Origin of the sequence: Streptomyces sp. IBSBF 2435, assembly GCF_036815005.1 — a bacterium.
GTDB lineage: Bacteria > Actinomycetota > Actinomycetes > Streptomycetales > Streptomycetaceae > Actinacidiphila.
On record NZ_JAJSYW010000120.1, the window covers coordinates 1 to 21,164 of the forward strand.

General features: G+C 73.7%; 20 protein-coding genes and 1 pseudogene. 7 read left to right on the forward strand and 14 right to left on the reverse strand.

All coding sequences use genetic code 11. The features are described from left to right. The 4 genes from V7E46_RS22075 to V7E46_RS22090 all read right to left on the reverse strand — a co-directional run. A partial coding sequence (locus tag V7E46_RS22075) for a lactate utilization protein B (RefSeq protein WP_333770040.1) occupies positions 1-1,432 on the reverse strand: 1,432 nt, incomplete at its 3' end. Further along, positions 1,429-2,217: a (Fe-S)-binding protein gene (locus tag V7E46_RS22080; protein ID WP_333770041.1), complete on the reverse strand. Its 789-nt coding sequence runs from the start codon at positions 2,215-2,217 to the stop codon at positions 1,429-1,431. The genes V7E46_RS22080 and V7E46_RS22075, both read right to left, overlap by 4 nt. A 215-nt stretch (positions 2,218-2,432) precedes the next feature. Further along, on the reverse strand, positions 2,433-3,557 hold the full coding sequence (locus V7E46_RS22085) for an NAD(P)-binding domain-containing protein (protein ID WP_333770042.1): 1,125 nt from the start codon (positions 3,555-3,557) through the stop codon (positions 2,433-2,435). 45 nt (positions 3,558-3,602) lie between these two features. After that, on the reverse strand, positions 3,603-4,433 hold the full coding sequence (locus V7E46_RS22090) for a glycoside hydrolase family 3 N-terminal domain-containing protein (protein WP_333770043.1): 831 nt from the start codon (positions 4,431-4,433) through the stop codon (positions 3,603-3,605). A 483-nt stretch (positions 4,434-4,916) separates the two neighbouring features. On the opposite strand from V7E46_RS22090, the gene V7E46_RS22095 reads away from it, so the two are divergent. Further along, positions 4,917-5,339, forward strand: a complete 423-nt coding sequence (locus tag V7E46_RS22095) for a YjbQ family protein (RefSeq protein WP_329181187.1) — start codon at positions 4,917-4,919, stop codon at positions 5,337-5,339. 275 nt (positions 5,340-5,614) lie between these two features. Here the strand turns inward: V7E46_RS22095 and V7E46_RS22100 are convergent, their stop codons facing one another. Then, a complete protein-coding gene (locus V7E46_RS22100; RefSeq protein WP_333770044.1) occupies positions 5,615-6,679 on the reverse strand; it encodes an ATP-dependent DNA ligase in 1,065 nt (354 codons plus the stop codon). A 91-nt stretch (positions 6,680-6,770) separates the two neighbouring features. Between V7E46_RS22100 and ligD the strand changes: the two genes are divergently transcribed. Further along, positions 6,771-7,787, forward strand: a complete 1,017-nt coding sequence (gene ligD / locus V7E46_RS22105) for a non-homologous end-joining DNA ligase (RefSeq protein WP_333770045.1) — start codon at positions 6,771-6,773, stop codon at positions 7,785-7,787. 18 nt (positions 7,788-7,805) lie between these two features. Here the strand turns inward: ligD and V7E46_RS22110 are convergent, their stop codons facing one another. Then, positions 7,806-9,629 carry a glycoside hydrolase family 35 protein gene (locus V7E46_RS22110; protein ID WP_333770056.1) on the reverse strand — a complete coding sequence of 608 codons (1,824 nt, stop codon included), beginning with the start codon at positions 9,627-9,629 and terminating at the stop codon, positions 7,806-7,808. 212 nt (positions 9,630-9,841) lie between these two features. On the opposite strand from V7E46_RS22110, the gene V7E46_RS22115 reads away from it, so the two are divergent. The 3 genes and pseudogenes from V7E46_RS22115 (at position 9,842) to V7E46_RS22125 (ending at position 12,015) form a co-directional block, all read left to right on the forward strand. Further along, entirely contained in the window at positions 9,842-10,864 is a 1,023-nt protein-coding gene (locus V7E46_RS22115; protein WP_333770046.1) for a LacI family DNA-binding transcriptional regulator, read from the forward strand. Between the two features lie 255 nt (positions 10,865-11,119). Then, entirely contained in the window at positions 11,120-11,290 is a 171-nt protein-coding gene (locus V7E46_RS22120) for a helix-turn-helix domain-containing protein (protein ID WP_333770047.1), read from the forward strand. Positions 11,291-11,396: 106 nt separating this feature from the next. Then, positions 11,397-12,015: pseudogene (locus V7E46_RS22125) on the forward strand (DJ-1/PfpI family protein). Here V7E46_RS22125 and V7E46_RS22130 read toward each other — a convergent pair. Continuing rightward, positions 11,997-12,533: an Lrp/AsnC family transcriptional regulator gene (locus V7E46_RS22130; protein WP_333770048.1), complete on the reverse strand. Its 537-nt coding sequence runs from the start codon at positions 12,531-12,533 to the stop codon at positions 11,997-11,999. The pseudogene V7E46_RS22125 and the gene V7E46_RS22130 sit on opposite strands and share 19 nt — an antisense overlap. 235 nt (positions 12,534-12,768) lie before the next feature. Between V7E46_RS22130 and V7E46_RS22135 the strand changes: the two genes are divergently transcribed. Next, positions 12,769-13,809 carry a lactonase family protein gene (locus V7E46_RS22135; RefSeq protein WP_333770049.1) on the forward strand — a complete coding sequence of 347 codons (1,041 nt, stop codon included), beginning with the start codon at positions 12,769-12,771 and terminating at the stop codon, positions 13,807-13,809. Positions 13,810-13,926: 117 nt separating this feature from the next. Here V7E46_RS22135 and V7E46_RS22140 read toward each other — a convergent pair whose 3' ends face one another. The 3 genes from V7E46_RS22140 to V7E46_RS22150 all read right to left on the reverse strand — a co-directional run bounded on the left by V7E46_RS22140 (position 13,927) and on the right by V7E46_RS22150 (position 16,784). Further along, positions 13,927-14,817: a sirohydrochlorin chelatase gene (locus V7E46_RS22140; protein ID WP_329181200.1), complete on the reverse strand. Its 891-nt coding sequence runs from the start codon at positions 14,815-14,817 to the stop codon at positions 13,927-13,929. Between the two features lie 133 nt (positions 14,818-14,950). Then, a complete protein-coding gene (locus V7E46_RS22145; RefSeq protein WP_333770050.1) occupies positions 14,951-15,928 on the reverse strand; it encodes an N-acetylglucosamine kinase in 978 nt (325 codons plus the stop codon). 4 nt (positions 15,929-15,932) lie between these two features. Beyond that, complete coding sequence (locus V7E46_RS22150; RefSeq protein WP_333770051.1) at positions 15,933-16,784, reverse strand: phospholipid scramblase-related protein; 852 nt, start codon at positions 16,782-16,784, stop codon at positions 15,933-15,935. 133 nt (positions 16,785-16,917) lie between these two features. Between V7E46_RS22150 and V7E46_RS22155 the strand changes: the two genes are divergently transcribed. After that, positions 16,918-17,595: a uracil-DNA glycosylase gene (locus tag V7E46_RS22155; protein ID WP_329181206.1), complete on the forward strand. Its 678-nt coding sequence runs from the start codon at positions 16,918-16,920 to the stop codon at positions 17,593-17,595. A gap of 215 nt (positions 17,596-17,810) precedes the next feature. Here the strand turns inward: V7E46_RS22155 and V7E46_RS22160 are convergent, their stop codons facing one another. From V7E46_RS22160 to V7E46_RS22175, 4 genes are all read right to left on the reverse strand, one after another. Continuing rightward, positions 17,811-18,479 (reverse strand): TetR/AcrR family transcriptional regulator, encoded by a 669-nt coding sequence (locus tag V7E46_RS22160; RefSeq protein ID WP_333770052.1) that lies wholly within the window; start codon positions 18,477-18,479, stop codon positions 17,811-17,813. 92 nt (positions 18,480-18,571) lie between these two features. Further along, positions 18,572-19,264 carry an HAD family hydrolase gene (locus tag V7E46_RS22165; RefSeq protein WP_333770053.1) on the reverse strand — a complete coding sequence of 231 codons (693 nt, stop codon included), beginning with the start codon at positions 19,262-19,264 and terminating at the stop codon, positions 18,572-18,574. 89 nt (positions 19,265-19,353) lie between these two features. After that, entirely contained in the window at positions 19,354-20,295 is a 942-nt protein-coding gene (locus tag V7E46_RS22170; RefSeq protein ID WP_333770054.1) for a M56 family metallopeptidase, read from the reverse strand. A gap of 189 nt (positions 20,296-20,484) precedes the next feature. Continuing rightward, entirely contained in the window at positions 20,485-21,024 is a 540-nt protein-coding gene (locus tag V7E46_RS22175; protein ID WP_333770055.1) for a DUF5134 domain-containing protein, read from the reverse strand. Positions 21,025-21,164: the final 140 nt, after the last annotated feature.

Below are 21,164 nucleotides of genomic sequence, written 5' to 3' on the forward strand. Positions count from 1 at the left end.
AGGTTGTGGGGGGGATTTGGGGGAGGTTGCGGGTGGTGGTCCAGGCTTTGGCGGTGGTGCCCGGTGGGTTTTTGGGGTGGAGTTCTCGGGTGTGAGTGGCGAGTTTTTGGGCGTGGTGGAGTGCGGCGGGGTGCTGGAGTGTCCATCGGGTGGTGCGCATGGTGGTGTGTTCGAGGCGGTGGCGTTTGGCGGGTTTGATGGTGGTTTTTTGTCCTTGGCGGGTGGTGGGTCCGCCTTGGGTGATGCGTTCGCGGAGGTGGATGAGGATGTCGGGGATGTCGATCGCGACGGGGCAGACGTCGTAGCAGGCGCCGCAGAGGGTGGACGCGTAGGGGAGCGAGGCGTGCAGGGGGGTGGTGGTGCCGTGGAGCTGGGGCGTGAGGATGGCGCCGATGGGGCCGGGATAGGGGGTGCCGTAGGCGTGGCCGCCGGCGCGTTCGTAGACGGGGCAGACGTTGAGGCAGGCGGAGCAGCGGATGCAGCGCAGTGCTTGTCGTCCGGTGGCGTCGGCGAGGGTGTCGGTGCGGCCGTTGTCGAGGAGGACGAGGTGGAAGGTGCGGGGGCCGTTGTGGGGTGTGGTGCCGGTCCACAGTGTGGTGTAGGGGTTCATGCGTTCGGCGGTGGAGGAGCGGGGGAGGGTTTGGAGGAAGACTTCGAGGTCCTGCCAGGTGGGGATGACTTTTTCGATGCCGGCCAGCGTGATGAGGGTGTCGGGGAGGGTGAGGCACATGCGGCCGTTGCCTTCGGATTCCAGGACGGCGAGGGTGCCGGTTTCGGCGATCATGAAGTTGGCGCCGGAGATGGCGACTTTGGCGGTGAGGAATTTTTCGCGGAGGTGGAGGCGGGCGGCTTCGGCGAGGTCGGTGGGGTTGTCGGTGAGGTTGTCGGGGGCGGGGCGTCCCCAGTGGGTCATCTCGCGGGTGAAGATGTCACGGATCTCGGTGCGGTTCTTGTGGATGGCGGGGACGAGGATGTGGGAGGGGAGGTCGTTGCCGAGCTGCACGATGAGTTCGGCGAGGTCGGTTTCGTAGGCGGTGATGCCTGCGTGGGCGAGGGCGTGGTTGAGGCCGGTTTCCTGGGTGGTCATGGATTTGACCTTGACGACTTCGGTGTGGCCGGTGGCGTGGACGAGGCCGGTGATGATGCGGTTGGCGTCGTCGGCGTCGGTGGCCCAGTGGACGGTCCCGCCGGCCGCGGTCACCGCCTCCTCCAGCTGGAGGAGGTAGTGGTCGAGGTGGCGCAGGGTGTGGTCCTTGATCGCGGCTCCCGCGGCGCGGAGCTGGGGCCAGTCGGTGAGTTCGCTGATCGCGCTGGCGCGCTTGCTGCGGATGGTGTGGGTGGCGTGGCGCAGGTTCGCCCGCAGCTGCCCGTCGCGGGTCGCTTCCCGTGCGGCGGCCGGGAACGACGGCAGCCCCAGATACGTACCGCTCATCGGATCTTTCCTGCCGTTTCCGGTGTCTGGTAGGGGTGTTCCTGGGTCGAGGCGAGGATCTCGGCGAGGTGGACGGCCCGCAGCGGGGCGTTCTGGCGGGAGATCATGCCGTCGAGGTGCATGAGGCAGGAGTTGTCGGCCCCGCACAGGACCCGCGCGCCGGTGGAACGGGCGTTGTCGATCTTGTCCTGTCCCATCGCGGCGGACACGTCGGGGTTCTTGACCGCGAAGGTCCCGCCGAAGCCGCAGCACTCCTGCGCGCCCGGCAGCTCCCGCAGCTCCAGCCCCCGCACCGCCTGGAGCAGCCGCCGGGGGCGGTCGCCCAGGCCGAGCATCCGCAGGCCGTGGCAGGAGGGGTGGTAGGTCACGGTGTGCGGGAAGTACGCGCCGACGTCGGTCACCCCGAGGACGTCGACCAGGAACTCGGTCAGCTCGTAGGTCTGCGGCACCGCCGCGGCCGCGGCCGCGGCCAGTCCGCGCCCGCTGTCGCGGCCCTCGGCGGCGGCACGCTCGGCCATCCGCGGGTAGTTGTCCCGGACCATCGCCACACACGAACCCGACGGCGCCACCACGTAGTCGTAACCCGCGAACACCTCCGCGTGCCGCCGCACCAAAGGCTCCGCCTCATGCCGGTAACCGGTGTTGTAGTGCGCCTGGCCGCAACACGTCTGCCCCGCGGGGAAGTCCACCTCCACACCCAGCCGCTCCAGCAGTGTCACCACCGCCCGACCCGTATCCGGATACAACAGGTCATTCACACAAGTGAGGAAGAGCGCTACGCGCATGGGTCCTCCGTGCCGCCCCGGCGCAGGCGGGGCTGATCTCGATCACGCATGCGCCCATACTGCCGCAATCACCGTTCGCAGGGAAGGAGACATCCGATGTTTATTGGCTGTGGCGCGGCCGAGGTGGCGGCAAGCGGAACGTGGCCGCACCCGGGAGGGGAGCGGCGGCGACGGTGAGGCGCCACATCACGTGTGTGCCGTGGGCTCACGCGCGTTCAGCGCGCACGTTCGAGCGGGCGCTCGCGCGCGAGTCCGGCCGGAGGGACGGAATCCGACGGTGCGCTGGCCAGCAGCGCCCGGATGTCGCGTACGGCCGTACGGCCCGCGCGGTTGGCGCCGATGGTGCTCGCGGACGGGCCGTAGCCGACCAGATGGACGCGCGGCTCCTTGATCACCCGCGTGCCGTCCACCGCGATGCCGCCGCCGGGTTCGCGCAGCCGCAGCGGGGCGAGATGGTCGAGTGCGGCGCGGAAACCGGTGGCCCACAGGATCACGTCGGCGTCCAGCGTCCGGCCGTCACTCCAGGCGACGCCATACGGCGTGATCCGGTCGAACATCTCCTGCCGCCGCAATGTGCCGCGGTCGATGGCCTGCCGCACGGCGTCGGTCGCGGCCAGCCCGGTCACGCTCACGACGCTCTGCGGCGGCAGTCCGCTGCGCACCCGCCGCTCGACCGTCGCGACCGCCTCGCGTCCCCAGTCCTCGGTGAAGGGCGTGCTGCGGAAGACCGGTGGACGCCGGGTCACCCAGGTGGTGCGTGCCACCTCGGCCAGCTCCATCAGCAGCTGCACCGCCGAGGTGCCGCCGCCGACGACCACCACGTGCAGGCCGGCGAAGTCCGCGGCGCCCCGGTAGCCGGCGGTGTGCAACTGGCGGCCGAGGAAGGTCTCCTGGCCCGGGTAGTACGGCATAAAGGGCCGGTCCCAGGTACCCGTGGCATTGATCAGTGCCCGAGCCGACCACGTCCCGGCGCCGGTCTCGATCCGCAGCCGCCCGCCGTCCCCGCCGCGTACCGCCGTCACGTCGACCGGGCGGTGCACCCGCAGGTCGAACTCCCGCTCGTAGCGGGCGAAGTAGTCGCCCACCACCTCGGCCGACGGCCGGTCGGGGTCGGCGTCGCCCAAGGGCATGCCGGGCAGTTCGTGCACCCGGTGCGCCTTGCCGTAGGTGAGCGACGGCCAGCGGTACTGCCAGGCGCCGCCAGGGCCGGGGGAGTGGTCGAGCACGACGAAACCCGTGCCCGGGGCGAAGCCCGTGCGGCGCAGGAAATAGCCCGCCGACAGGCCGGCCTGGCCGGCGCCGACCACGGCGACCTCGACATCACGCACCGCATCGTTCATGCCTGTGCCAACGGTGGCGCCGGGGGAATGCTTCCCCGGCGGCGCTCAGCCGGCGCCGGCGGCCCGGGCAGGCTCGGCGGCCGGCATCCGCGGCTCCGAGGCCCAGCGGCGCAGCCGTGCGACCCGCTCCGCGGCCTCCTCCAGCCGCCACTGCGGCAGGTCGCCGTCGGCCACCGCGCGGGCCGCGGCGGCGTGGATCGCGTCCCGCACCCCCGCGCCGCTCGACGGTCCGAGCCGCACCAGGTCGACGCCGGCGATCCAGGCCAGCACCGCGGCGCCGGGTACGCCCCAGCCGTCGACGATCGCGGGTGCGTCGAGCGTGTCGCTCAGGACGACGCCGCCGTATCCCAGCTCGCCCCGCAGGACCCCGGTCACCGCCCGGGTGCTGAGCATGGCGGGCAGTTGCTCGTCGCCCGGCACCGGGGCGTGGCCTGCGGTGATCGCCCGTACGCCCGCGGCGGCGCCCTCGGCGAACGGCCGGAGGCTGCCCGCGGCCGTGAAGGGGCCGAGCGCGGCGGCCACACCGTGCGTCTGCAGGTCGGTGACGAAGACGCGGGTCTCGTCGGCGCGAAGTCCTGGGCGGACGGCCAGGTGGAGGTTCGCGCCCGCCGCGACGAGATCGGCCGCCGCGGCGCTGCCGCCGCCGGCCCGGTCCGGGTCCCGCACACCCGGGAGCCCGGCGAGTGCGTCGGGCAGTGCAGCCCGCAGCGCTTCGGTCGTCGCCCGCGCCGCCGGACCCTGTCCGTCCACGGCCGCGCCCGGCGTGCCGCTCTCCAGGCCGCGCAGAATCCATTCGGGCAGCCGTTCGTGCCGCCCGCGCACGGTGGGCAGCAGGCACGAGTCGACCAGCGCGGTGAGCCGGCGCAACGCGTTCACCCCCTCCGGGCTGCGGCAAGGACGGACGGCGTCCAGGCCCGCTGAATGGTACAGACCAATCCCGCCCCACGGCAATGCCCCCCGTGGGGGGCTGCCCTCCGACCGGGGACGCCCCCCCCGCAGAGGCGCAGAGAAGCGCGCGATCGGCCGAGCCCGGCCGCCGGGACCCATCGACGCGGGGAACCGCGCGACCAGCCGTGTCGCCGCGATACACAGGCGCGCCCCGGCGCAGGCAGCCTGTCCGCCACCCGGGCGCGGGCGCCGCAGGCAGCCGCCACGAGCAGAGGCGGCCCTTCAGGGGCCCGGGGCGGCGAAGACAGCCGGACGGGCATCAGGTGCCGCAGAGGGCAGCCCCGCAGAGGGCAGCCCCGCAGAGGGCAGCCCCTCAGAGGGCCGGGAATTGCGCGGCCGGCCACCGCGGCGCGGCAGCCGCGACGGCACCGCAAGTGGCACCCGCTCACATGCCCGGAGGAGAATGGCTGCATGGCCGACCACTACCGTTCGCGCGTCATCGACGTCTCCACCGGGTCGGTGGAGTCCGTGTACGACCTCACCGCCGACTGCGAGGCCTTCCTCCGGGAGGAGGCCCGCGGGGGCGACGGACTGCTGAACGTCTTCGTGCCGCACGCGACCGCCGGGGTCGCCGTCATCGAGACGGGTGCGGGCAGCGACGACGATCTGCTGGCCGCCCTGCGGGAGTTGCTGCCCGCCGACGACCGGTGGCGGCACCGGCACGGCAGCCCCGGGCACGGCCGCGACCATGTGCTGCCCGCGCTCGTACCACCGCACGCCACGCTGCCGGTGGTCGGCGGAAAGCTGGAGCTGGGGACATGGCAGTCCGTGGTGATGGTGGACACCAACCGGGACAACCCGCGCCGCCAGGTGCGGCTGAGCTTCCTCGGCTGACCGCGCCGCCCGGCGGGGACGGTCGGCACCGGGGCGGTCGGCCGCAGCCGACCGCGGGATCTCGCGGCAGGCCCTACAGGCGCGAGGTGCGGCTGACTTTCTCGGCTGACCGCGCCGCCCCGCGGGGACGGTCGGCAGCGGGATTGGCCGGCCGCTGCCGACCGTACGTCTGGCGGCAGGCCGGAGACGCGTCTGCGTCCCGATGGTCGCGCGCAACCGCCGCCGGCCGTAGAGCCGGCGGCGGCCATCGCCGAATCCGCCGACTGGCGCCGGCCCTATCCCGTGGACAGGAAGTCCGCCAGGTCGTATCCGACCGGCTCCTCCAGCTGGGCGTACGTGCACTGCCCGGGTTCGCGGTCCGGGCGCCAGCGGCGGAATTGCGCGGTGTGCCGGAAGCGGTCGCCCTGCATGTGGTCGTAGGCGACCTCGACGACCCGCTCAGGGCGCAGCGGCAGCCAGGACAGATCCTTCTTGCCGGTCCACCGGCTGGGGGCGCCGGGCAGCCGGCCGGCGGCCTGGGCCTCCTCGCTCGCCCACTCCTGCCAGGGGTGGCCGGCAACCGAGTCCATCCGCAGCGGGGCCAGCTCCTCCATCAGTTCGGCGCGGCGCCGCATCGGGAAGGACGCGCACACGCCGACGTGCTGGAGGCGCCCTTCGCCGTCGTGGAGGCCGAGCAGCAGGGACCCCACCACCGGCCCGCTCTTGTGCAGCCGCAGCCCCGCGACGACGCAGTCGGCGGTGCGCTCGTGCTTGACCTTCACCAGGACGCGTTCGCCCGGCCGGTACGCCAGGTGCGGGGGTTTGGCGACGACCCCGTCGAGACCCGCGCCCTCGAAGCGGTCGAACCAGTCCTCGGCGAGCGCCGGATCGTCCGTGGCGGGCGCGATGAAGACCGGCGCGGTCGCTTCCTCCAGCGCTGCCGTGAGCGCCGCCCTGCGGTCCCGCTGCGGCTCCGCCATGAGCGAGGTGTCGCCGAGCGCGAGCAGGTCGAAGGCGATGAAGCTCGCGGGCGTCACCTCCGCCAGATGCCGCACCCGGGAGTCGGCGGGATGGATCCGCTCCAGCAGCGCGTCGAAGTCCAGCCGCCCGCCCCGCGTGATGACGATCTCGCCGTCGAGCACGCAGCGCGGCGGGATCCGGGTCCGCAGCGCCTCCACGACCTCGGGGAAGTAGCGGGTGAGCGGCTTGGCGGAGCGGCTGCCCAGCTCGATCTCGCCACCGTCGCGGAAGACGATCGCGCGGAAGCCGTCCCATTTGGCCTCGTACTGCATGCCGGACGGGATGGCCTTCGCGGCCTTGGCCAGCATCGGCTGCACAGGGGGCATCACCGGCAAGTCCATGCCCCGATTGTGCGCGCCGCCGCCGCACGGGGCGCGTCGGCGGGCCGCGCACAAGGCGCGCCCGCGGACCGCCCGGCCTAGCGTGGGGGGCATGGCAGACACGCTGGAGCTGACCGTCGGCGACCGCACCGTACGGGTGTCGCATCCGGAGAAGGTCTACTTCCCGCAGCGCGGCCTGACCAAGGCCGACCTGGTGCGCTACTACTTGAGCGTCGGCGACGGCATCCTGCGGGCGCTCAGGAACCGGCCCACCACCCTGGAGCGCTACATCAGCGGGGTCGAGGGCGACTCGTTCTTCCAGAAGCGCGCGCCGAAGAATCTGCCCGACTGGATCCCGACCGGTCGGATCGCCTTCCCCAGCGGCCGCTACGCCGACGAGATCTGCCCGACGGAGACCGCCGCGGTGCTGTGGGCGGCGAATCTCGGCACCTTCACCTTCCACCCCTGGCCGGTCCGCCGCACCGACACCGAGCACCCGGACGAGCTGCGCATCGACCTCGACCCCCAGCCGGGGACCGACTTCTCCGACGCCGTGCGCGCCGCGCAGGAGCTGCGGGACGTCCTCGACGGCCTGGGGCTGACGGGCTGGCCGAAGACCTCGGGCGGGCGCGGCCTGCACGTCTTCGTGCCGATCGCGCCCGAGTGGACCTTCACCCAGGTGCGCCGTTCGGCCATCGCGGTGGCCCGCGAGCTGGAGCGGCGCGCACCGGAGCGGGTCACCACGGCCTGGTGGAAGGAGGAGCGCGGCGCGAAGATCTTCGTGGACTACAACCAGACCGCGCGCGACCGGACGATCGCCAGCGCCTATTCTGTACGCCCCTTCCCGCACGCGCCGGTGTCGGCGCCGCTGCGCTGGGACGAGCTGGCCGAGGTGGCGCCCACCGACTTCGACCTGGTCACAATGCCGGCCAGATACGCGGAAGTCGGCGACCTGCACGCCGACATGGACGAGCACGCCTTCCGGCTCGACGCGGCCCTCGACCTGGCCGACCGCGACGAGCGCGAGCACGGCCTCACCGATCTGCCGTACCCGCCGGAGCACCCGAAGATGAAGGGCGAGCCCAGGCGGGTCCAGCCGAGCCGGGCGCGGAAGACCGGCGAGGACTGAGCCCGGCGGAGCAGAGCTTCAGCCGAAGGTCTCGACGTATTCCTCCGGCGGCCCCAGTTCCGGCCGGTCGCGCAGCTCGATCCGGTCGCCGAAGCGTTCGAGTTCCAGCACCGTGACGGTGTTGCGGCCCGGAGTCAGCAGCGGCGCCGGCACGTAGAGGGTCAGTTGCGGGCCGATCTCCCAGTGGCGGCCGAGCAGCGTCCCGTTGACCCAGACGAAGCCCTTGCCGAAGCCCGGCAGCGCCAGGAAGGTGTCGGCGGGGGTGTCGAGGTCGAGCCGCGCGGTCGCGAAGCCGCAGCTGCCCGACGGCGGCGCCGCGGCCGGGGCGCGGGCCACGTGGTCCCGCGACCATTCGTCGAGCGGCAGCCCGTGCACCGTCCAGGTGTGGACCAGGCGCGGCCCGATCCGCACACCGCCCAGGATGCCCTTGCCCTGGCCGAGCAGCGGGCCGTAGTTGATCCGGCCCTGGTTCTCCACCAGCAGGTCGAGCCGGACCCGCTGCCCGGTGCCGGTCAGCGGCAGGCTGCCGGTCTCCCGGTCGAGCACGCCGAGCGGCGCACCGTCGGCGAAGACCTGGGCGCGGTCGTGCAGCCCGTGCACCGCGAGGTCGTGCGTGCCCGCGGGCACCAGGGGGCGCGCCCGGTAGAGCAGCAGGCCCGACGGCTGGCCCAGTTCCTCGAAGCTCGGCGGGTGCGGCCAGTCGGCGGCGGGCGCCAGCGCGGCCAGCCCGTCGAGCAGGCCCGCGCCCGGGACCGGCCGGAGTGCACGGGGCGCCAGCAGCGGCGGATCGGCGGGCAACGGGCGGGGTGCGGTGCCGGTCGCCGCGAGCAGCAGCTCGCGGATCCGGAAGAACTTCGGGCTCAGGGCGCCGTTCTCGGCGACCGGGGCGTCGGAGTCGTAGCTGGTCACGGTGGGCTGGAGCCGGGTGCCGTCGTGGTTGGCGCCGGAGCCGAGACCGAAGTTGGTGCCGCCGTGCGCCATGTAGACGCTCACCGAGCCGCCGGCGTCCAGAATGCCGGCGAGCGTGCTGCCCGCGCTGTCCACCGACCGTATGTGGTGCGGCTCGCCCCAGTGGTCGAACCAGCCGTTCCAGAACTCGGCGCACATGAACGGCTCCCCGGCCCGCCGCGCCCGCAGCAGCCCGGCCGCGGCCTCCGGACCAGAACCGAAGGTCGCCGTGGCCAGGGTGCCGGGCAGACTGCCGCCGTCCTGCATCAGCGCGGTCGGTCCGTCGGCGGTGTAGAGCAGTTCGCCGACGCCCCGCGCGGTCAGCGCGTCGCGCAGCCACTCCAGATGGCCGCGGTCGTCGCCGTAGCTGCCGTACTCGTTCTCCACCTGCACCGCGACCACCGGCCCGCCGAACGCCGCCTGGGCCGCGGTGATCTGCGGCATCAGTGTGTCGAACCAGCGGGCCACCTCGTCGAGGTAGGGGCGGTACGACGAGCGCGGGCGCATTCCCGGCAGGCCCGTCAGCCAGGCGGGCAGCCCGCCGTTGTCCCACTCCGCGCAGATGTACGGACCCGGGCGGACGATCACATCGAGGCCGGCGTCCTGCGCGAGGTCGAAGAAGCGCCCGAGGTCGCGCCCGCCGTCGAAGCGGAGCTGTCCCCGGCGCCGTTCGTGGACATTCCACGCGACGTAGGTGTCCACGGTGTTCAGGCCCATGGCCGCCAGGCGCTCCAGACGGTCCGCCCATTGCGCCGGGTGGACCCGGAAGTAGTGCAGCGACCCGGCGAGGATCCGGTGCGGGCGTCCGTCGCGCAGCAGTTCGCCGTGCGGGTACGACAGCAGGGCCGACGAGGGAGGCGACGCAGTGTGCCGCGCCGGCGGCGTCCCGCCCATGGCGACTCCGCGGAACGACACCGACACCTTCCCGCCCGCTGATGGCTCCACCCTGACGACCTCCGATCCGCATCCGGCGTGAGCGGAACTCTGGCACACCGATGTTATCGATGCCAAGAGCCTTCTCACGAGTGCAGCCAGTTCACGGCGCTTGCACCTTTCATTCATGAGATCGCTATCATCGGAGATGGCAGTCGGACGGAAGGGGCCGGATGAAGCAGCGGGAAGGTGCCCGGCCGCCGGGAATGGCCGACGTGGCACGGGTCGCGGGCGTGTCCGCGCAGACCGTCTCCAGGGCGCTGGCCGGGCACCCGAATGTGCAGGACGCGACCCGGGCGAAGGTGCTCGCGGCCGTCGAGCAACTGGGGTACCGCAAGAACACCGCGGCCGGGACGCTGTCGTCGGGGCGCAGCCGCACCATCGGCGTGGTGACCCTCCAGACCGGCTTCTTCTCCCGCACCGCCCTGACCGTCGGTGTCGAACGCGCCGCCAGGGAAGCGGGTTACGCGGTGAGCACCGCGACCACCGCCTCCCTCGACCCGGCCTCGGTCGAGGACGCCCTGCTGCGGCTCGCCGACCAGCAGGTGGAGGGGGTCGTGCTGGCCGTGCCGCTGATCCGGGTCAGCCGCCGGATCGAGCAGCTGACCGCCGCGGTGCCCACCGTCGCCGTGGACGGCTCGCGCACCCCGGCCACCGACATCGTCGCCGTCGACCAGTCGGGGGCCGCCCGGCTGGCCGTCAACCATCTGCTGGACCTCGGCCATGCGACGGTCTGGCATGTGGCGGGACCCGGCGAATGGCTGGACGCGGCAAGCCGCTCCCGGGGCTGGCGGGCGGCCCTCGACGCCGCGGGCGCGTGGGCGCCGCCCGAGCTGGCGGGCGACTGGTCGCCGGACTCCGGCTACAGGGCCGGGCTGATCCTGGGCCGGATCTCCGAGGTCACCGCGGTCTTCGTGGCCAGCGACGAAATGGCGTTCGGGGTGATCCGCGCGCTGCGCGAACTGGGCCGCCGGGTGCCGGAGGACATCTCGGTGGTGGGCGTGGACGACATCGCGCTCGCCGCCTACTGCTCGCCGCCGCTGACCACCGTGGCGCAGCCCTTCGACCGGATGGGCGCACTCGCGGTGGCCCATCTGCTGCGCCATGTGGCGGAGCCGGCCGCCCCGCCCGCGCCGGTGTCGGTCGAGCCGGCCCTCGTCGTACGGTCGAGCACCGCGCCCGTGCGCGGGTCCTGAGCCGGCCTCCGTAGGAGAGCGGTCCGCCCGGAGCGCCATCGTGGCGGGAATCGTCACAAGGCTGTCCTTGCCGCCATCACGGGGCTGCCCGGCGCCCCGGGCGGCAGTCGCTCCGCGACGTACTCGACTGGGTCGCCGACCACCTCGCCGACGACCTCGGTGTGCCGGCGCTGGCGGCCAGGGCGGGCATGAGCGAACGCCACTTCACCCGGGTCTTCCGCGCCGAGACCGGCCGCTTACGTCGAGAGCGCCCGGGTGGAGGGCGCACGGCGGCTGCTGGAATCCACCGGCACCACCCTGGAGGCGGTGGCCCGCGCCTGCGGCTACGGCACCGTCGAGACGCTCCACCGCAGCTTCAAGCGCGCCGTCCAGGTCACCCCGGGCGAGTACCGCCGGCGTTTCGCACGGCACGCCGCCGTGCGCTGAGCCCGCCGGCCCGTACCGTCGCCCCGCGGAAGAGCCCCGGGCGCCCGTCCGGGCTGCCCGCACCCCGTTCCCGGCCAGGGCTCCCCCGGCCAGAGAGGCCATCGCCATGCGCATCGTCTTTCCGCTCTTCGACGGCGTCACCGCGCTCGACGTCGTCGGCCCCTACGAGGTCCTGCGGATGCTCCCGGACGCCGATGTCGTCTTCGCCGCCGCCGCGCCGGGACCGGTCACCGACGGGGCCGGACTGCTCGGCCTGACCGCCACCGCAGCCTTCGGCGACGTCACCGATGCCGACGTCCTGGTCGTCCCCGGCGGCCCTGGCGCCCGCGCGAACACCGGGAACGAGGCCCTGCTCGACTGGATCCGGCGGATCGACGCCACCACCGCCCGGACCACGTCGGTGTGCACCGGCTCGCTGCTGCTGGGCGCCGCAGGACTGCCCAAGGACCTCCTGGCGACCACCCACTTGGAGCGCCACCGCCCTCCTGGAGTCCTACGGCGCCACGTACACCCCGCAGCGCGTCGTGGAGCAGGGCAGGATCCTCACCGCCGCCGGGGTGTCGTCAGGAATCGACATGGCGCTGCGGCTCGTCGAGCTGATCGCCGGCCCGGTCGCGGCCCAGGCCTTCCAGCTGGCCATCGAGTACGATCCGCAGCCGCCGTTCGACGCCGGCTCGTACGCCAAGGCGCCGCAGGCCGCGAAGGACTACCTGGCGTCGCGCTGACCGCCGTCCGCCGGGTCGGCGCCGGGGCCGGGCTCCGGATCGGGCTCGGGGTCCGGGGTCAGCGACTCGACCAGCGGCAGGACCCGGTGCGGCACGCGTTCGCTCAGCGCTATCTCGGTGCGGATGCGGACCACACCGGTCAGCCGGCCGAGCCGCTGGATGATCCCCTCCAGATGCGCGTTGTCCCGTGCGACGACCCGGGTCAGCAGGTCACCGCCGCTGCCGGTGATCGAGAACGCCTCGACGATCTCGGGCACACCGGCGAGCGCGTCGGCCACGTCGTCCAGGTGGCCCCTGGCGACCTCGATCCGTACGAAGGCCAGGACCGGATGGCCCAGTGCCGCGGGGGACACCCGGGGGCCGGCCATGAGGATCACCCCGTCGCGCTCCAGCCGTTCCAGCCGGGCCTGCAGGGTGCCGCGGGCGACGCCCAGGATGCGGGCGTACTCGCGGACGCTCGTACGCGGCCGGTCGAGCAGCAGCCGCAGTATGCGGGCGTCCAGGGCGTCGAAGGGCATGGGCCCGCGGTCTCCTTGTCGTCGGGATGTCATGATCACCGTACTGATGGCCCGGAGCGGACCGACTACTTTGAGCCATCACCGCAGCGAGCGGCCCCCCGCACCGCCCAACGGCCCCGGAAGGCGGCCGGTCCGGCGGGCCACTGGCGGCTCCGGGCGGCCCCGGGGGCGACGTACCGGACGTCAGGTACTACTCTCAGCCGCCGTACAGGCATCAGGCGGAAGAGGTACGGCAGTGGCCGGGCACGTTTACATCGGGTCGTTCACTTCGGCGGGCGGGCGCGGGCTCACCACGGCCGCCGTAGACCCGGACACGGGGGCGCTGACAGCGCTCGGGGACACCGCCGATGTGCCCAACCCGTCCTTCCTCACCGCGTCCCCCGACGGCAGGACGCTCTACACCGTCAGCGAGACCGAACCCGAGGGTGCCGCCGCCGCCTTCTCGCTCGCCGACCCGGCCGCCCCGAAACTGCTCGGCGCCCCGGTGGCCGTGCGCGGCGGGTCCCCCACGCACCTGACCGTCCACCAGGGCCACCTGCTGACGGCCAACTACGCGGAGCCCGGCAGCGTCAGCGTGCTCGCGATCGAGGACGACGGCAGCCTCGGCGGGCTGCGCTCGGTGCTGGAGCACGAGGGCGACGGGCCGAACCAGGAACGCCAGCACGGGCCGCACGCGCACGCGGTGCTGTCCGACCCGACCGGGCGCTGGGCGGTCAGCGTGGACCTGGGCACCGACTCGGTCAGGGTCTGCGAACTCGACCCGGCCAGCGGGGAGCTGGAGATCGAGCGGGAGCTGGGCCTGCGCTCCGGCATCGGCCCGCGCCATCTGACGTTCCACCCGGCCGGCGGCCACGCCTATGTGATGAACGAGCTGGACTCCGTCGTCACCGCCTGCAGCTGGGACCCCGAGCGCGGCAGCCTGCGCCCGCTGGCCGAGACCAGGGTGCTGCCGGACGGCGCCGAAGGCGAGAACTACCCCTCTGAGCTGGTCATCTCGCACGACGGCCGGTTCGCGTGGGCGGCCAACCGCGGCCACAACAGCATCGCGGTGCTCGGCCTGGACGAGACCGGCGAGCGCCTGGAGCTGCTGGACACCGTCGGCTGCGGCGGCGACTGGCCGCGGCACCTGACCCTCGACCCGTCCGGCACCCGGCTGTACGCGGCCAACGAGCGCTCAGGCGACGTCACCTGGTTCGACGTCGACCCGGGCACCGGCATTCCCAAGCAGGCCGGTTCGCTCGATGTGCCGGCCGCGTCCTGCGTGCTCTTCGTCTGACACCTGCCGGACATCCGGCATTCGGCCGACATCCGCGGGCGGCACAGACTGCGACGGGCGACGCCTTGTGGAGGGTGCCGCCCGTGCCTCGCCGTCCCGTGCCCGCCGGACCGCCGTTCAGTGGATCGGCGCGCCCTGCGGCTGCTGCATCGCGAGGCCGAGCGCGGCCGCGTACTGCGTGACCACCAGCTTGCCGACCGCCGGGTAGGGGCCGAGCGCGTCGGCGCCCGAGCAGCCCGCCTCCGCCGCCGCGGTGTGCAGCAGCTGCGGGGCGATCTCCGGGCCGATCAGGCAGGGCGCGAGCGCCAGCGTGCCGGACCCGGAGGAACGCAGCTGGTCCGCGGCCCGCGCGATGGCGCCGTCCTCGTCCAGCGCCGCCGCGAGCACCGGCACCGCGAGCCTGGCGGCCAGCAGCAGCCCGGTCACCCCCGCGGCCTGCGCCGCCTCCTCGCCGCCCACCGTGGCCAGAATGATGCCGTCGGCCGCCGTCGCGACCGTGAACAGCCGGGCCCGGTCGGCGCGGGCCAGGCCCGCCTCCGACAGGCGGACGTGCAGCGCCTCGGCGAGCAGCGGGTGCGGCCCCAGCACCTCGGTCAGCTCGACCTGGGCCTTGCTGTCGGCGACGGCCTGCCGGATCCGGCGCAGCACCGACGCCTCGGGACCGGCCAGCAGCGGGACCACCACCGCGGTGGTGTCCTCGCCCGTGCGCTCCGCCGCGACCTGGTCGAGCACGCTGCGCAGCGACGGGAATTCGCCGTCGTGGTCGCCCTCGCCGTCCACGAAGCCGATCCGCGGGTCGAGCCCCGACAGCTCGGAGCGGGCGATGCTGACGACCTCCTCGGCCAGGCTCAGCACCGCGGCGGACGGCGTGCCGGGAACGGCGAGGACAAGCACCGGCGCGCCCTCGGGCGCGGCCAGCGCCTCCGGCCGGCGGTGGCGTCCGGTCTGGCGCGGGCGCGGCATGCGAACGGGAAGGCCGGAGGCGGGGCTGCCTGTGGTAGTGCTCATGCCGACGCATGCTAACGCCTTGCGGCGTCCTGATGTTCAGCCGGGTACGAGACAGGCCAGACCTGTCCAGAACTGTCCGTTTCCCTGGTCACGTCCGGTCACACCGCCATCATCGTATGCGTCTGAGCAGCGGCTATCGTCGTACGACGTGCAGCATCGCACCGTCGCAGGGCAGTGTCAGCGCGTCATCGCGCAGCGCCCGCGCGATCAGCAGGGCGCCGTCCAGCGGATCGCCCGCCGCGGGCACCAGGACCGCGTCGGGCAGCAGCCGCCCGGCCTGGTCGCGCAGCGGCCCGAGCAGCGGCTCGCCCATCCTGAACAGCCCGCCGGTCAGACCCACCTCGATCGCGCCTGACTTCTCCGGCCGGGCGGCGGCGGCCGACTCCAGGATGTGTTCCGCCGCCCGGCGCAGGATCTCCGAGGCCACCGGGTCCAGCGCCGCACAGCGCGCCACGTCGGGCGCGAAGGACGCCAGGACGGCGGGCCGGTCGGTGCGCGGGTAGAGCTGCCCCGGCATGGACCCTGCCGGGCCGAACCGGTCCTGCGCGCAGGCCAGCAGCGCGGCCGAGCCGCCCGCCCGGCCGTCGTAGGCGCGCATCGCCGCTTCCAGGCCGGCCCGGCCGATCCAGGCGCCGCCGCCCGCGTCGCCCAGCAGATGGCCCCAGCCGTCGGCGCGCCGCCAGCTGTCGCCCGTGGTGCCCAGCGCGATCAGGCCGGTGCCCGCCGCGACCACGACACCCGGGCGCAGCCCCAGGGCGCCCGCGTAGGCGGTGACGGCGTCACCTGCCAGCGCCAGCGCCCGCACCCCGAAGGCGTCCTCCAGCGCCGCGGGCAGCGCCGCGCGCAGGTCGTCACCGAGCGTCGCCATGCCGGCCGCGCCGACGCAGGCCGCGGCGATCGACCCGCCGGCCGCCTCGCGCAGCAGGCCGGCCGCGTGCGGCAGCACCCGTTCCAGCAGGCTCGCCGCGTCGATGCCGCGCTCGCCGGTCGCCACCGGGCGGTCGTCGGTGACCGCGTCCGGACCCCCGGACCCGTCGGCACGGGTGAGGGCCACGCGTACCCCTGAGCCGCCCGAGTCGACGCCGAGCACCCAGTGCCTCACGCCCGGCACGCGGTCAGCCGAGTCCGCGGGAGTCCTGCTTGAGGGCGGTGTCCACGGTCAGCGCGGAGGCCACGACCATGCTCAGCAGCGGATCGGCGAGCTGCCGGTGGATCTGCAGCACGTAGTTGTCCGCCGTGGTGAACATCGTCTTGGCCAGGCCCTCCCAGGTCTTGGTGATCCGGGCGATCTCGGTGTCGGTGTGGTCGACGATGGCGAAATTCCAGGCGCGCCAGTTCTCCGCCTTGATCGCGCCGATCTGCTGGCCGTTGTACATGAAGCCGAATTTGATCTTGCCGAAAGCGTTCTGCTGGACGATCTCGCCGAGCGGCTCACCGTTCGCCCGGTGCACCAGCACCTTGGACTTGATGAACTTCGCCGGCCGGGTCAGCACCAGGTGCGGCTGTCCCTGGGCATCCCTGACCTCCAGCTTGTGGGTCAGGAACTGGTCGACGCTGGAGACGAAGCGCAGCACCTTCTTCGCGGTGCTCTGCCCGACCTCGACGACCGACCCCAGGGTGCGGCCCTGCTGGTCGAAGACGCTGTACTCGTTGACCAGCTCGATCAGCTTGGCCTTCTGGTTCACCACCAGGACCGGCTCGGTGAACAGGGTGCCGCCGCCGTACGCCGTCGGTGAGACGCCCGCCTGGTGCTGCACCTGCTGCTGCACCTTCGACGGGTCCGGGGTCCGGCTGACATTGAGCTCCCAGGCGCTGCCGCCCCCGTCCTGGCCCTTCGGCTGCTGGTGGGGCACCTGACCGGGGTTGGTGTGCTCGGTCCACTGGGTGCCGTCCCAGTAGCGGAGCAGGTTCGGAGTGCCTTGCGGGTCCGCGTACCAGCCCGCCGGCGTATTCGAATGCGTGGTCACCCGGGCAGCGTACCGTCAAGGGCCGGTCAAGGAAGGTCCTGTTTCGCTCGGTCCCCGCGGGTGTCCGGCGCCGTCCGGCGGGCGCTCCCGCACGGTCGTGGACCGGCTTCATGGGCCAGTAGAGTGATCCGCCGTGGCAGCAAGAGAGTTGAGCGAACTTGTCGAGCCCGGATGGGCGGAGGCACTGCGTCCGGTGGCCGGGCGGATCGCGGCGATGGGCGACTTCCTGCGGGCGGAGATCGCGGCCGGCCGCACCTATCTGCCGGCCGGTGCGCATGTGCTCCGCGCGTTCCAGCAGCCCTTCGACGAGGTGCGGGTGCTGATCGTGGGACAGGATCCGTATCCGACCCCGGGAATGGCCATCGGGCTCAGTTTCGCGGTCGCGCCCGAGGTGCGTCAGCTGCCGGGCAGCCTGGAGAACATCTTCCGCGAGCTGGGTACGGACCTCGGCCTGCCGCGGCCGTCCAACGGTGACCTCACTCCGTGGACCCGGCAGGGTGTGCTGCTGCTGAACCGGGCGCTGACCACCGCCCCGCGCAAGCCCGCCGCGCACCGCGGCAAGGGCTGGGAAGAGGTCACCGAGCAGGCGATCCGCGCGCTGGCCGCCCGGGGCAAGCCGCTGGTGTCGGTGCTGTGGGGGCGCGACGCCCGCAATCTGCGCCCCTCCCTCGAGGGCTATCCGGCGATCGAGTCGGCGCACCCGTCGCCGATGTCGGCGGACCGCGGCTTCTTCGGCTCGCGTCCGTTCAGCCGCGCCAACGACCTGCTGATCCGCCAGGGTGCCCAGCCGGTGGACTGGCGCCTCCCTTAGCGCCTGCCGTCCGGGGTGCCGGCGGGCCGCCGGCGCGACCGCCGCGGCCGGTGTCGTCGTGCCGGCCGCGATCCCGCCGCGGTGGGCGGGGCCGGCCGCCTTCGTCCTCGTCGCGATGCTGCGCGGGTGACACACTGTCAGCGGTGCGCCGGTGTGACCGACATCACACAACCCGTCCCCTGTCGTCGGCGAACGGCCGCACCATATGCGTCGCCTCAGCTCAGCGGCGTCGGCGCGGTACGCGCCACCGCGGGCCGGCGGCCTCCGGCCGCGGGGTCGTAGTCCTCGGCGCCCGGCGGCGGCGCGCCCGCCTCCCAGGCCAGGCCGTAGCGGTGGAACAGCTCGGCACGCAGCCGGTGCACCGGCATCGGCGCCCCCGGCAGCAGCATGGCTACCGACGCACCCATCAGCAGTGCCCGCAGCAGCCGGTACTCCTCCTCGGGGTCGGCCGCGCCCCAGCCGGCCACCGTGTCGCGCAGCAGCTGTGCGAGCCGCTGCTGCTCGGGGCACTGGATGAAGCCCTCCTCCTGGAGGATCGAGGCCATGTGGGTGCGCATCAGCATGGTGTGACCCGTGCTCATGCCGAGCATCGCGTCGATGGCCCTGGCCAGCCGCTCCTGCCCGTCGTCGGTCCGCGGTTCGCGCTCCAGGGCGGCGGCCAGCTCGCCGGCCATCAGCCGGTGCACGGCCGACTGCAGCAGCGCCCGCTTCCCGGAGAAGTAGTACGACACCAGGCCCCTGGCCGACCCGGCGCGCTGCGTGATGTCGGCCAGCGTGGTGGCCTCGTAACCGCGCTCCTCGATCAGCTCGACCGTGGCTTGCAGCAGCCGTTCCCGGGAACGCCTGCGCATCGCTTCATTGACCGAAGCGCTCCGAGGGGACATGCTTTACTCCTGCGTTGACTGGCTCCGGGCCAATATACTCAGCGCACCCCGCCGGGCCAGTGGCCCGTACGGGTAACGGGGGCGGGCGCCGGTCACACCAGCAGGTCGAGCACACCGCGCAGTCCGTCCGGCCTGCGGTCGGCGGGCAGATGGTCCACGAAGTGCACCGGGCAGCCCAGCACGGCGGCGCCGCCGTCTGCCCTGCGGTCGTCGCCCACCATCACCGTCTCCCGCGGTGACAGCCCCAGGGTCTCGCAGGCCGCGAGGAAGATCGCCGGATCGGGCTTCTGCCGGCCGACTTCGAAGCTCAGCACAAAGGCGTCGACCAGGTGGCCGAGCCCGTGCGCGGCGAAGACGGGCCGCGGGTCCCAGCCGATGTTGCTGACCACCGCCACCCGCACCCCCCGCGCCCGCAGCTCCGCCAGCACCTCGGCGGCGTCCGGGTACGGCTGCCACGCCGCCGGGGCCATGTGCCGGTCGTAGAGCAGGTCGTGGACGTCCCAGGGCAGGCCGATGGCGCGCGACCGCGCCGTGTACGCCCGCCGGTGCAGCTCCGCGCTGAGGTCGCGCCGCGCCCAGTCGGGGTCAGCGGTTTCCGGCTGCCACGCGGTGGGCGTCCCGCCGGGCTGGGCGCCCGACCGCTCCAACTGCACGGCCCAGTGGGCGATCTCGTCGTCGGGCGCGTCGATGCCCGCCGCCTCCAGGGTCCCGCGCAGCCAGTTCCCGCAGGGCTCGATGCGGAAGACGGTGCCGGAGAAGTCGAACATGCAGCCTGTGGCCTTCATCGCCTCGCCTGTTCACGTCGGGAACCGGCCCGCCGTTCACGGCCTGCGAGCCGGGTGGGGTGTCCTGCGTACGACCGGCGTCGGCCGGATCACCAGGTCAGTGCGCCCAGGCCGGGGCCGAAGGCGATCAGCAGCGGCACCGCGGGCACCAGCAGCGCGCAGGCGCTCATCCGCACCCGGCGGGCCAGCGGCAGCCGGGGCGCCGGGTCGAGCAGCCGGTGCACCCGGCCGGGGAGCGCGGCCAGCGGGGTGGGCGCGGGGCCGAACACACCGCGCTCCTCGTTGAGTTCGACCAGCGCCAGGGCGGTGGTGAGCCGGCCGAAGCGGCGCGAGGCGGTGTCGTCCGCGGCCAGTTCGACCAGGTGGTGCACCTGGTCGCGGAAGGCGGCGAAGATCGGCACCTGCGGGAAGCCGCCGGCCAGCGCCCCCGAGCAGTGCAGCAGCACGTCGTGCCTGGCCCGCATGTGCCCCTGCTCGTGCGCGAGCACCGCGTCGAGCTGGCGGCCCTTGAGGCGGCCGAGCGCCGCGGTGGTGATCACCAGCTGCGGTTCCGCCCCCGACAGCCACCAGGCGTCGGACCTCGGGTCCTCCAGTACGACCAGGCGTTCGCCCGCGGGCACCTCCTCGCCCGGCAGCCGCGGCGAGCGCACCCGCAGCTCGGCCCGGCGCCGGCGGCGCCTGCCGCGGGCGCCGCGCACCTCGCGGGTGAGCATCGCCGCCGTCCACAGGCCGCCCAGCGCGAGCATGACCGCCAGCGCGCCCGCGCCCCGGCCGTAGTCGGACAGCCCGTACGCGTCGACCACGCCGTGCGGCGCGAAGGCGAACACATGGCCGCGTACCGCCGTCCACGCGGCTGAGGCGGTGAGTGCCAGCGACGACAGGCAGCACAGCAGCACGGCGGCGACCACGCATTGCCAGACCCACAGGGCCAGCACCGGTTCGCGTTCCGGCCAGTCGGCACGGGACAGCAGTCGCGGCGCCATCGCCGCCGTCAGTGCGCCCAGGATCAGCAGCACGAACGGGACCGTCATGACGATCACCCTAGGAGCGCGCGATGTGCGGCGGGGGCAGCCCGCACCCGATGTGACGCATCACTCACAGGAAGCCGTCGGACACCGGCGCCGCAAGGGCCGCGGAGCGACAGCCGCCGCCGGGGCGCACGCGGTACGGCGGTGCCGCGATCCGGCCGTCACGCCGCCGCCACGGGTGCGGCGGCGCGGTCACAGCGTCAGCAGCATCGCGAACATCGCCAGCGCCATCGCCACCCGGCACGCCGCCGCCACCTCGGGGGCGTGCCGCACCCGTATCGCGCCGCCCGGCGCCATGTGCGGAGGCGCTGCCGGCATCGCCAGCCGTGGGCCCGCGCGCAGCACATAGCCGGCGAAGTACGCCAGCAGCAGCCCGGTCAGCAGCGGGGTGCCCGCGCTGGTGTGTTCCGCGTGGCCGGTGTGCGCGGAGCCTGCGCCCGCCATAGCCGCCGACATGTAGACCATCGCCCCGGCGCACAAGGAGTGGTGCATCCGGTGGGACGCCCGGCGCAGGGACGGGCGCAGGGCGTATACCGCGGCGGCGGCGAAGACGGCCACGAGCGTCACGGCGCTCCAGCGCGGCGGGTCGAAGACCGACAGCGGGACGGCCATCACCGCCATCCCCGCCCCCAGCAGCGCCTCGTCCCGCCCTTCGCGGCGCAGCACGCACGAGACCGCCGCGGCGGCGCTGAGCGCCACGAGCAGCCAGGCCACCAACGGCGGTCCGTGCATCGCCCCTCCCCCCTCGGGCTCGCGGGCCACCCCGTGCGCGGCGGCGGCCCGTGAGGACTCTGCCCGGTGGCGGCGGCGCGCACCCAAGCGCACGGAGGTGGACGGGGGAGCGAATCGCCCCCGCACGCGCCGCCCCCGCA

Bases quoted from the DNA above. Each gene is read 5' to 3' on its own strand.
- V7E46_RS22175 (WP_333770055.1), bottom strand. From the start codon at position 21,024: ATGCACGGACCGCCGTTGGTGGCCTGGCTGCTCGTGGCGCTCAGCGCC.
- V7E46_RS22110 (WP_333770056.1), bottom strand. From the start codon at position 9,629: ATGGGCGGGACGCCGCCGGCGCGGCACACTGCGTCGCCTCCCTCGTCG.
- V7E46_RS22165 (WP_333770053.1), bottom strand. From the start codon at position 19,264: ATGAAGGCCACAGGCTGCATGTTCGACTTCTCCGGCACCGTCTTCCGC.
- ligD (WP_333770045.1), top strand. From the start codon at position 6,771: ATGGCAGACACGCTGGAGCTGACCGTCGGCGACCGCACCGTACGGGTG.
- V7E46_RS22100 (WP_333770044.1), bottom strand. From the start codon at position 6,679: ATGGACTTGCCGGTGATGCCCCCTGTGCAGCCGATGCTGGCCAAGGCC.
- V7E46_RS22095 (WP_329181187.1), top strand. From the start codon at position 4,917: ATGGCCGACCACTACCGTTCGCGCGTCATCGACGTCTCCACCGGGTCG.
- V7E46_RS22160 (WP_333770052.1), bottom strand. From the start codon at position 18,479: ATGTCCCCTCGGAGCGCTTCGGTCAATGAAGCGATGCGCAGGCGTTCC.
- V7E46_RS22170 (WP_333770054.1), bottom strand. From the start codon at position 20,295: ATGACGGTCCCGTTCGTGCTGCTGATCCTGGGCGCACTGACGGCGGCG.
- V7E46_RS22130 (WP_333770048.1), bottom strand. From the start codon at position 12,533: ATGCCCTTCGACGCCCTGGACGCCCGCATACTGCGGCTGCTGCTCGAC.
- V7E46_RS22085 (WP_333770042.1), bottom strand. From the start codon at position 3,557: ATGAACGATGCGGTGCGTGATGTCGAGGTCGCCGTGGTCGGCGCCGGC.
- V7E46_RS22080 (WP_333770041.1), bottom strand. From the start codon at position 2,217: ATGCGCGTAGCGCTCTTCCTCACTTGTGTGAATGACCTGTTGTATCCG.
- V7E46_RS22115 (WP_333770046.1), top strand. From the start codon at position 9,842: ATGAAGCAGCGGGAAGGTGCCCGGCCGCCGGGAATGGCCGACGTGGCA.
- V7E46_RS22140 (WP_329181200.1), bottom strand. From the start codon at position 14,817: ATGAGCACTACCACAGGCAGCCCCGCCTCCGGCCTTCCCGTTCGCATG.